The 9,478-nt window shown below is 73.1% G+C and carries 10 protein-coding genes; 5 read left to right on the plus strand and 5 right to left on the minus strand.

Features of this window, described 5'->3' with window-relative positions:
• Positions 1-27: 27 nt before the first annotated feature.
• Entirely contained in the window at positions 28-468 is a 441-nt protein-coding gene (locus ABL310_RS03275; RefSeq protein WP_349370288.1) for a phasin family protein, read from the minus strand.
• A 258-nt stretch (positions 469-726) separates the two neighbouring features.
• Between ABL310_RS03275 and ABL310_RS03280 the strand changes: the two genes are divergently transcribed.
• Entirely contained in the window at positions 727-3,789 is a 3,063-nt protein-coding gene (locus ABL310_RS03280) for an ATP-binding protein (RefSeq protein ID WP_349370289.1), read from the plus strand.
• A 67-nt stretch (positions 3,790-3,856) separates the two neighbouring features.
• Here ABL310_RS03280 and ABL310_RS03285 read toward each other — a convergent pair whose 3' ends face one another.
• On the minus strand, positions 3,857-5,212 hold the full coding sequence (locus ABL310_RS03285; protein ID WP_349368221.1) for an IS1182 family transposase: 1,356 nt from the start codon (positions 5,210-5,212) through the stop codon (positions 3,857-3,859).
• A gap of 296 nt (positions 5,213-5,508) precedes the next feature.
• Here ABL310_RS03285 and ABL310_RS03290 point away from each other — a divergent pair, with 296 nt between their 5' ends.
• The 3 genes from ABL310_RS03290 to ABL310_RS03300 are packed head-to-tail and all read left to right on the plus strand — an operon-like array spanning position 5,509 to position 6,763.
• Entirely contained in the window at positions 5,509-5,856 is a 348-nt protein-coding gene (locus ABL310_RS03290; protein ID WP_349370290.1) for a DUF1294 domain-containing protein, read from the plus strand.
• A 16-nt stretch (positions 5,857-5,872) separates the two neighbouring features.
• A complete protein-coding gene (locus ABL310_RS03295) occupies positions 5,873-6,028 on the plus strand; it encodes a hypothetical protein (protein WP_349370291.1) in 156 nt (51 codons plus the stop codon).
• A gap of 27 nt (positions 6,029-6,055) precedes the next feature.
• On the plus strand, positions 6,056-6,763 hold the full coding sequence (locus ABL310_RS03300) for an LrgB family protein (protein WP_349370292.1): 708 nt from the start codon (positions 6,056-6,058) through the stop codon (positions 6,761-6,763).
• A gap of 99 nt (positions 6,764-6,862) precedes the next feature.
• Here ABL310_RS03300 and ABL310_RS03305 read toward each other — a convergent pair whose 3' ends face one another.
• On the minus strand, positions 6,863-7,480 hold the full coding sequence (locus ABL310_RS03305; RefSeq protein WP_349370293.1) for a LysE family translocator: 618 nt from the start codon (positions 7,478-7,480) through the stop codon (positions 6,863-6,865).
• A 139-nt stretch (positions 7,481-7,619) separates the two neighbouring features.
• Here ABL310_RS03305 and ABL310_RS03310 point away from each other — a divergent pair, with 139 nt between their 5' ends.
• Positions 7,620-8,528, plus strand: coding sequence for a LysR family transcriptional regulator (locus ABL310_RS03310; protein WP_349370294.1), 909 nt, complete (start codon positions 7,620-7,622; stop codon positions 8,526-8,528).
• 17 nt (positions 8,529-8,545) lie between these two features.
• On the opposite strand, the gene ABL310_RS03315 is transcribed toward ABL310_RS03310, so the two are convergent.
• Both ABL310_RS03315 and ABL310_RS03320 read right to left on the minus strand, forming a co-directional pair.
• A complete protein-coding gene (locus ABL310_RS03315) occupies positions 8,546-8,743 on the minus strand; it encodes a hypothetical protein (RefSeq protein ID WP_349370295.1) in 198 nt (65 codons plus the stop codon).
• 100 nt (positions 8,744-8,843) lie between these two features.
• Positions 8,844-9,389, minus strand: a complete 546-nt coding sequence (locus ABL310_RS03320) for a biotin transporter BioY (RefSeq protein ID WP_349370296.1) — start codon at positions 9,387-9,389, stop codon at positions 8,844-8,846.
• Positions 9,390-9,478 lie beyond the last annotated feature (89 nt).

Here is a 9,478-nt window from a genome sequence, read left to right on the forward strand (position 1 = left end):
CGGGCCGCGCCGGGCCGGAGCGCGGGATCAGGACTTCTTGCCGCCCGTCGGCGCGCCGCCGGTCGCGCCGGTCGCGCCCTTGGCGGCGTCCGCCGCGGCGTCGCCCGCCTGGCGCATGGCCTGGCTCGCGTCCGCGCCGAGCTGGCGCATCTGCTCCTGCATCAGCGCGAACTGGGACTGCATGAACTCCATCTGCAGCTTCATCGCCTCGGCGGGATCCTTGGCGCGGATCATCTTCTGGGCGTGCTCGAAGCTCGCCTTCAGGTTCGCCTCGGCCATGCCGAAAGTCTTCTCGCGCATGTCCTTGGGGTTCATGCCCATGCGCTCGGCGGGGGCGTCGAACGTCTCCATCGCGCGGCTGGCCGCGGTGACGAAACCTTCCATCGCCATGCGGGCCTGCTCGACGCTGCGCTCGGCCATCTCGCGCATCTCGGCGGGGATCTCGAAACGGGGGGTCTCGTTCGCCATGGGGAATCCTCCTTCTGCTCCGGGGCCGAGCCGCAGGCGGGACGCAGCTGGTGGACCGTACCTGCCGCTCGGCTATTGTGCGCCGCAACATAATCCTTGTGCGCCGCAAAATCAACAGGGCGTCCCACGGGCCGGGGATCGGCGTTAAGGTTGACGAAACCTTGCCCGTGGCAGCGGGGATGCGCAGCGCGCCGCCGCCGTGTTAAACGATGGTTAAGCATGAACGAGCGGGCGAGTTTCGCAAAGCGGCGAGGGCGCATGGAGACGAGCGGAGAGGGGAGCGCGGAGCTCACGACGGCGCAGGCCGCCGAGCGGGCGATCGCGCGTGCCGGCGCGCCCTTCGACGCGCGCCCGACCCTCGTCTGGAGCGCGGACGCGCGCCGTCTCCTCGCCGCCTCGCCGGCGGCGCGTCCGCTGGCGGCCAACCTGGCCGACGAGACCGGCGCGGTCCGCGAGGATCTCCAGGCGGGCCCGCGGCTTTCGGCGCTTGCCGGCGGGCTCGCGCCGGAAGCGGGGCAGCGGCTCGAGAAGCTGCGCTTCGCCCGCTCCGCGCTCGTCGCGCCGGCGACCCTCGCCTGCCGCAGCGTGACGCTCGACACCGGGGAGGAGGCGCTGCTCACCGCCTTTCTCGGCCCGCTGCCCGCCGTGCCGCCGCTCCCGCGCTCGCCGGCGCCCGCGGCGGACCGGCCGATCCTGTCCGACGGGTCCCCGCCGGCGCCCGCGCCAGAGGCGCCCGAGCCAGGGGCGCCCGAGCCCGCCTGGGAAAGCGCCGCACCCGATCCGCTGGCCCGCCTCGCGGGCCGCGGCGTCGTCCGCTTCGTCTGGCGCGCCGACGCGGAGGCGCGGGTGCTGGAGGTCTCCCCGACGCTCGCCGAGACCGTCGGCCCGCAGGCGGCCGCGATCGTCGGCCGGCCGCTGGCGGACGTGCTGGCCGACGTCGCCCACGACCCCCGCGGCCTCGTCGTCGAGCACGTGGCGCGCGGCGAGACCTTCAGCGGGCGCACCGTGCTGTGGCGCATCGACGGGACGGAGCAGGGCGTTGAGGTCGATCTCGCCGGCCTGCCGCTCCTCGACCGCGACCGTCGGGTCCGCGAGACCCGCGGCTTCGGCCTGATCCGCACCGACGCGCTCGCGCCCTTTCCGGCGCGCGCGCCGGAGCCGGCGGCCGCCGCGGCCGAGACGGACGCGCCGGAGCAGCTCCACGACGAGGCGCCGTCCGTCGAGGCCGGCGCCGACGCGCTCGCCGACGCGCTCGCCGACGACTTGGCCGACGAGCCGTTCGGCCTGCCGGAGGAGGCCGCGCCTGCGGCCGAGGAGCACGATCCGGCCGCGGAGCCGACGCCGGAGAGGGCCGCGATCGCGCCGGAACCGGAGCCCGAGCCGGAACCGCTGGCGCCCGAGCCCGAATCCGAAGAGCCCGAACCCGAAGAGCCGGAGCCGCACGCCCTGCCCGAGACCGTGGCGCAGGCCGCCGCCGCGCCCCTGACCATCGCCTCGCTCTCCGCCGCCGTGGTCGCCCGCCTCGGCGAGGCGCGTCACGCGTTCACGGCCGAGACCCGCGCGGCCGCGGACGCCTTCGCCCCGACCTCGCCGGCCAACGACGCCGCCCCAGCCTCGGCCCGGGCCGGCGAGCCGGCGGCGCCGACGCCGCTGCGGCTCTCGCCGGCCGAGCATTCCGCCTTCCGCGAGATCGCCCGCGCGCTCGGCGCGCGCTACGCCGGCGACGAGGAGGAGCCGGCCGCGTCCTCGCCCGAGCCCGCGCCCGCGCCCGCGCCGGCCGTCCCCCTGCATCCCCCGCGCGCGGGGGATGATCACCGGCCCGGCGGCGGAACGGGCGCGATCGCGGCGGCGGCGCTGGAGCGCCTGCCGGTCGGTATCCTGGTCCATCGCGGCGAGGCGGTGCTGCACGCCAACCGGCCGCTGCTCGACATGCTCGGCCATGCCGATCTCGACGCCTTTCGCGACGCCGGCGGCGTCGCGGGTCTGGTCAAGGGCCGGCCCGGCGCGCTCGCCCGGGTCGAGGCCGTGGAGCCCGCGCCCCTCGTCCTCGCCGGCGCCGGAGGCCGCAGCGTCGACGCCGAGGTGCGGCTCACCACGGTCGAGCTCGAGGACGGGCCCGCGAGCCTCCTCGCCATCCGCCGCCTCCCGGCGGAGGACCCGGCGCAGCGCCTCGGCGCGCTCGAGCTCGAGACGGCGCGGCTCTCCGCGCGTCTCTCCGAGCAGGACGCCATCCTCGACACCGCGACCGACGGCGTCGTCGTCCTCGACGCGCAGGGGCGCATCCTCTCCATGAACCGCTCGGCGGAGGCGCTGTTCGGCCACGAGGAGAACGAGATCGCGGGCGAGCCCTTCACCGCCCTGTTCGAGGCCGAGAGCCATTCCGCCGCCCTCGACTATCTCGCCGCGCTCGGCCGCGAGGGCGTCGCGGGCCTGCTCGACGGCGGGCGCGAGGTGCTGGGCCGCGTGCGCCAGGGCGGCGCGATCCCCCTCTTCATGACGCTGGGCCGCGTCGGCGAGGAGGAGGGCGCGCCCAAGTTCTGCGCGGTGCTGCGCGACGTGACGGCCTTCAAGCAGGCCGAGGCCGAGCTCCTCGCCGCCAAGCGCGCCGCCGAGGACGCGAGCGCGCAGAAGTCGGACTTCCTCGCCCGGATCTCCCACGAGGTCCGCACCCCGCTCAACGCCATCATCGGCTTCGCCGAGGTGATGCGCGAGGAGCGCTTCGGCCCCGTCGGCAACGAGCGCTACAAGGACTACCTCGCGGACATCCATTCCTCCGGCCAGCACGTGCTGAGCCTGATCAACGACCTGCTCGACCTCGCCAAGATCGAGGCCGGGCGCATGGACCTGTCCTTCCGCTCGGTCTCGCTCAACGAGCTGGTCACCGCCTGCGTGGCGCTGATCCAGCCGCAGGCCGCGCGCGACCGCATCGTGGTGCGCACGAGCTTCCTGACGAAGCTCCCCGCCGTCGTCGCCGACGAGCGATCGGTGCGCCAGATCGTGCTCAACCTCCTGTCCAACGCGGTGAAGTTCACCGACGCCGGCGGCCAGGTCATCGTCTCCACCGCGCTCACCGACCGCGGCGAGGTCGCCTTCCGCGTCCGCGACACCGGCATCGGCATGGACGAGCGCGAGGTCGAGGCCGCCCTCGAGCCCTTCCGCCAGCTCGCCACCTCCCGCCGCCCCGGCGGCACCGGGCTCGGCCTGCCGCTGACCAAGGCGCTCGTCGAGGCCAACCGCGGCGCGATGACCATCGCCTCGAAGAAGGGCGAGGGGACGCTGGTGGAGGTGACGTTCCCGGTGACGGTGGGGGCGGGGGTCTAGGAGGCTGTCCAGCTAATTCGTTCTGCGACGCGAGTGCGTTTCGTTCGCGGGACGCGTTCGCCCCGTCTCATCCGGCCGGCCTCGGTCGGTTGTGAGCGGCGACGAGCTTCGCGATGTTGTGAGCGGTGCAGACGAGCGCCCATTCGGCCCTGACGGCGCCGAGGCCGCGCAAGAGGAGCTGGCGCATCCCGCGATCCTGCTTGATCTGCCCGAAGACGGGCTCGACGACCTGCTTGCGCAGCCTGTAGCGGCTGCGCCGCCCGGCGCGGGCGAGCGTCTCGGCCATGGCCCGGGTCAGGGGTGATTTCGAGAGGCGCCGCTCGGTCGCCGGGACCCCGGTGGCGTGCTTGGCGCGGCCGACGGCGACGTAGGCGCGGATGCGGCGCGCCTTCAGGGCGCCGAGGTTCGCCTCCGAGCAGAAGCCGGCGTCCGCCGAGATCTCGCGGGGCTTGGCTCCGAGATTGCGGCGCACGGCGTCCACCAGGGGGACGAGGGCGTCGACGTCGCCCGGATTGCTCTGGAGGCGGTGGGCGACGATCACCTGGTGGGCGGCGTCGACGGCGATCTGGGCGTTGTAGCCCTGGATGAAGCCGTCGCGGGTCGGCTGGATGCGGCTGTCGGGGTCGGTGAAGTTGCGCTGCGCCTTGTCCGGCGGGCCGCCGTCGGGCGCGCGCTTGGGCCGCCCGCGATCCTGCATGCCGCTGGAGGGACCGGGGCCGTCCTCGTCCTCGCCGCCCGCCGGCGCCGCCGCCTCGGCCTCCAGCGCGGCCTTGGCCGCCCGGATCCGCTCCAGCCGGCGCAGCTTGTCCGCCGCCCAGTCCGGCATCTCGTCCCCGCGCCGCTCGCCGTGCGCGGCATCCTCCTCGCGGTCCGCCGTCTCGGCCCGGTCGAGCCAGCCCGCCACCGCATCGGCCAGCGCCGGCTCCGCGCTCTTCATGCGGCCATAGCTCATCGCCTTGTGCCGCGAGGCGTTCGCCTTGATCTTCGTGCCGTCCAGAGCGACGTGCCCGAGCTGCACCAGTCCCGCCGCCCGGCACAGGCGCAGCACCTGCTCGAACAGGCGCCCCAGCGCCTTGAGATGGCGCTTGCGGAAGTCCGCGATCGTGCGGAAGTCCGGCCGCTGCAGGCCCGTCACCGCCATGAAGTCGACCCGCTCCTCGCAGGCTCGCGCCAGCTGGCGCGAGGAGTAGACCCCGCGGCTGTAGCCGTACAGCAGAAGCGCCACCATCATCGCCGGATGATACGGCGGATAGCCTCGCAGCTCGATGTAGGCGCTCAGGATATCCCGCAGATCCAGCCCCTCACGCACCGTCTCGCGCACGAAGTGCGCCGCGTGCCCAGGCGGGACGAAGTCGTGAATGGACGGCGGCAGAAGCCAGCTCTGCTCGACATCCCAGGGGCGAAACGTCTTGCTCGTGCTCATGAAACAAGAGAATCACGACCGGATTCCCACGTCCAGAAAATTACTCGGACAGCCTCCTAGGGGGCGGGGGGCTCGATGCTGCCGTCCCCCGGCCGGAGCGCCTCCTCCCGCGAATGCGCCGGCGGTTGCGTCCCGGTCCGCTCATCTGGACACGAACCGGACGTTCTTTCTTCACGAGGACGCGGGTAGCGTCAACCGCCACGCCATCCATGGCCGGAGCGTGTCGCATCGGGGTGCGGCAGCCCATTCTCGCGGCCGGTGCGCGCCCGCGCCGCCGCCGATCGGAGCCTTGCGCCGTGCAGATCATCGTCGTCGAACCCGCGATCCTGCCTCCCGCCGTCTCGCCGGTCTACGCCGCGGCCTGGCTCGCGGGCGTGAACCTCGCCTGCTACGCCGCCTTCGCTGTCGACAAGGCCGCCGCGCGGCGTCGGGAGTGGCGGGTGGCGGAACGGACGCTGCTGTGGCTCGCGGCGCTCGGCGGCTCGCCGGCGGCGCTGCTCGCGCGGCACCTCCTGCGGCACAAGACGCGCAAGGAGCCGTTCCGCACGCGGCTCCTCGGGATCGTCGCGCTCCAGGTCGCGGTGGGGGCCGTGCTCGCGATCCCCGCTTTGCGCGAGCCGGCGCTGCGGGCGCTGGGGCTCTGAGGGGGATCGCGCCGTCGTGACCACGGGCGTCCGCGCCCGTTCAGCCCTCCGCGTCGCGGCTCACGGCGCGGGCGCCGACCTCGCCCGCCTCGTCGGAACGCTCGTCGCCGCCCTCGTCGTGGGCGTCCTGATCGTCTCGACGGTGATGCGTCTCGTCCTCCGCCGCGCCTGAGCCGACCCCTTCGAACGGAGACCCGCCATGGCCCTGCCCCTCGCCTCCATCCTCGCCAATCCGCTGTTCCTCGTCGGAACCACTTTGGGCGCCTTCCAGCTCGGACAGCTGCTCTACGAGCGCTCCGGCAAGCTCCCGGTGCTCCAGCCCGTTCTCGTCGCGATCGCCTGCATGGTCGTGTTCCTGCTGATCTCCGACGTCCCCTACGAGACCTACCACGAGGGCACGAGGATGCTGCACCTGCTGCTCGGGCCGGCGATCGTCGCGCTGGCGGTCCCGCTCGCCGAGAACCTGCGCAAGGCGCGCTCGGCGCTCGGCCCCGTCCTCGTCACCCTCGCCCTCGGCGGGGCGGGTGTCACGCTGTCCGCGCTCCTCATCGGCCGGCTCGCCGGGCTCGACGGCGCGATGCTGCTGTCGCTGGCCACGAAAACCGTCTCGGCTCCGATCGCGCTCGGCGTCGCCGAGGCGATCGGCGGGGACGCCTCCCTCACGATCCTCTCCGTCTTCACCACCGGCATCTTCGGCGTGATCGCCACGCCGACGATCCTGCGGCTGCTCCGGGTCGAGGACGAGGCCGTGCGCGGCTTCACCCTCGGCCTCACCTCGCACGCCTTCGGCATCGCCCGCTCCCTCGAGATCAGCTCCCAGGCCGCCGCCTTCGCCACGCTGGGCATGGGGCTGATGGGCTGCGCGACGGCGATCGCGGTGCCGGTCTTGTACGCTCTGGCGACATGAGCGCGAGGAAGCGAGGACGACGGGCTGGTGACGCAGTCCGCCGTCTTCACCAGCCGGCACGTGAGACGGCAGGCTTTCGCACACGCAGGCCCATGGCCGTCAGCCCAGAAGCCATCGCGCGGCGACGATCAGCCCGAGCATGGTGAGGGCCGTGCCGAGGACCCGGTTGATCACGCGCGCGTGTCGCACCACGAAGGCGCGCGCCAGCGCGCTGGTGAGGAAGACCGAGACGAAGGCGAACCAGACGAAGTGCGAGGCCGAGACGAAGCCGCCGACGAGCAGCTGGTCGCCGAGCGACGTCTCGCCGCCGAGAACCTGGCTGAAGAGGGCGACGACGAAGAGAAAGGTCTTATAGTTCAGCGCGTTGGTCGCAAAGCCCGTACCGAAGCTCGCCGCCAGCCGCATGGTCCTGTCCGGCCCCGCGACGGCGTCCACGAGAGAGCCCGAGCGCATCGTGCGCACGCCGACATAGACGAGGAACGCGGCCCCTGCGACCTGGAGGACGTCGAGGAACCGGGGGGCGTGCGTCTCGACGAGCTCGAGCCCGAAGATCGCGAAGGCGACATGGAAGAGCACGCCGGTCGCGATCCCGAGAGATGCGGCGATTCCGGCGAGGCGGCCGTGAAGCGCGCTGCTGCGCGCGATCATGACGAAGTCCGGCCCAGGACTGACGACCGCGAGCCAGGTGATGCTCGCGACCAGAATGAGTTGGGACATGGGAATGCACCGTCGGATAGCCGGAAAAGCAGTCGTATTTCCGTATGAAGATGACGGAGCTTGACAGCGCATCATCGGTGTGACAATTGAAAGTTGCTCATGCTGAGCTTGACTATCATTCACGCTCGGAACTCGCTCCGTGGATTCCCGCCGCCTGCGCACGCTCAATCCGCTTCGCACCTTCCTCGTCGCAGCCCGCGAGGGCGGCTTCGCGGCGGCGGCCGATCGGCTCGCCCTGACGCATGCCGCCGTCAGCAAGCAGATCAGCGGGCTCGAGCAGGACCTCGGAGCGCGGCTGTTCGAGCGCAGTCCGCGCGCGGTGCGCCTGACCGCCGAGGGGCGGGAGCTGCACAGGCGGCTGGAATCGGTCTTCGCGGATCTCGACGTGGCCCTGGGCCGGTTCAGCGGAACCGCGCCGCGCTGCCTGACCATTTCCTGCGAGCCGACCTTGTGCGCGAAGCTCCTGATCCCGCTCATGCCGCTGACGGACGACGATCGGCAGGTCCAGATCCTCGCCGCCGGCGGGCCCGTCGACTTCGTCCGGCACGGCGTCGACGTCGCGTTCCGGCGTGACGACTTCCCGATCGACGCGGACGTCCCCGCGAGAGTCCTCGTCGACGAGCTGACGGGCCCGGTCGCGAGCCCCGCGCTCCTGGCCGAGGACGGCTCGCGGTGGGCCCGTGCTCCGACGGCCGTCCACGCCCGCACCCGGCCGGACGCGTGGTCGTCGTGGCTGCATCGAACGGGCCTTCCGAACCCCGCACGACGGGACGCGGTCTACGACAATCATCTGCTCGCCATCCAGGCCGCCTGCGCCGGCCAGGGCGTCGCGATGCTCTCGCCCTTCATGATCGCGGACGAGCTCGCGGACGGGCGGCTCGCCGCGCCCTTCGGGTTCACGCCCGACGGATCGCGCTACCTCGCCCTGTCACGCGTTCCGCTGAACGCCGATCCGGCGCTGGAGGCGCTCGTCGGGCGCGTGCATGCGCGCTTGAGGGCGATCGCCTGCGACCATGCCGCTCCCGGTCGAGCCCGCGTGACCGGCTGACCCGGTCGGCCCCGCCCTCACGCCTCCTCCGCCTCCATGGCGTCGGCGCGCAGCCGCCAGTCGCAGCCCTCGGCGAGCGCGTAGAGCCGCGCGGCCTCGGCGCGCGCGGCCGCCTCGTCCTCGGCGAGCACGGTGAACTCCTTCTGCGCGGAGCGGTGCTCGTGGCCGGTGTCGTCGGACACGGTCTTGTAGAAGATCACCCGAAAGCGCGGCATGGCTCGGCCCTCCTCCCGCCTCGCGAAATCCAGCGGGAGGTAATGCCGTGAGCCGGCGCAAAGGTCCCGATCGTCGGGACCTCCGGCGCCGGCCCGCGCGTCACGCCCGCGCGATCAGCGGATAGGCGCGCTTCACCGTCACCGCCACGGTGGCTGCGATGCCGGCCTTGATCAGGTCGCCCGGCACGAAGGCGGCGGAGCCCGTGACCGCCGCCACCGGGTCGACGCCGAAGCCGACGACCAGCCAGGCGATGCCGAACACGTAGATCACGCCGATGCCGCCCACGAGATTGGCGACGAAGGCGGTGGCGAGGTTGAGCCGCGGCCAGACGCGCTCGACGAGGAGGCCGACGACGAAGGCGCCGAGCGGCCAGGCGACGAGGAAACCGGCGGTGGGGCCGGCGAAGACCGAGAGCCCGCCGCGCCCGCCGGCGAGAACGGGAAGCCCGATCGCCACGAGGCCGAGGAAGAGCACGAGCGCCAGCCCGCCGCGCCGGGCGCCGAGGATCGAGCCCGCCAGCATGACGCCCAGAGTCTGGGCGGTGATCGGCACGTTGATGAGGGGTACGGTGATCGGGGGGAACAGGGCGAGCGCCGCCGTCAACGCGGCGAACAGGGCGATGTAGGCGATGTCCTTGGTGGCCATGCGGGTCCTCGACGCGTGGCGCCTCCGGCCGCCGAGCGCGGCCGCTCTCGGCGCAAGGCCGGTCGCGTAGCCGGAGGGGTCCCGTGCGT

This window comes from Salinarimonas sp., assembly GCF_040111675.1.
Taxonomy (GTDB): domain Bacteria; phylum Pseudomonadota; class Alphaproteobacteria; order Rhizobiales; family Beijerinckiaceae; genus Salinarimonas.

Excerpts from the sequence above, each read along its gene's own strand:
- ABL310_RS03275 (WP_349370288.1), bottom strand. The coding sequence starts at position 468 with ATGGCGAACGAGACCCCCCGTTTCGAGATCCCCGCCGAGATGCGCGAG.
- ABL310_RS03280 (WP_349370289.1), top strand. The coding sequence starts at position 727 with ATGGAGACGAGCGGAGAGGGGAGCGCGGAGCTCACGACGGCGCAGGCC.
- ABL310_RS03285 (WP_349368221.1), bottom strand. The coding sequence starts at position 5,212 with ATGAGCACGAGCAAGACGTTTCGCCCCTGGGATGTCGAGCAGAGCTGG.
- ABL310_RS03300 (WP_349370292.1), top strand. The coding sequence starts at position 6,056 with ATGGCCCTGCCCCTCGCCTCCATCCTCGCCAATCCGCTGTTCCTCGTC.
- ABL310_RS03305 (WP_349370293.1), bottom strand. The coding sequence starts at position 7,480 with ATGTCCCAACTCATTCTGGTCGCGAGCATCACCTGGCTCGCGGTCGTC.
- ABL310_RS03315 (WP_349370295.1), bottom strand. The coding sequence starts at position 8,743 with ATGCCGCGCTTTCGGGTGATCTTCTACAAGACCGTGTCCGACGACACC.
- ABL310_RS03320 (WP_349370296.1), bottom strand. The coding sequence starts at position 9,389 with ATGGCCACCAAGGACATCGCCTACATCGCCCTGTTCGCCGCGTTGACG.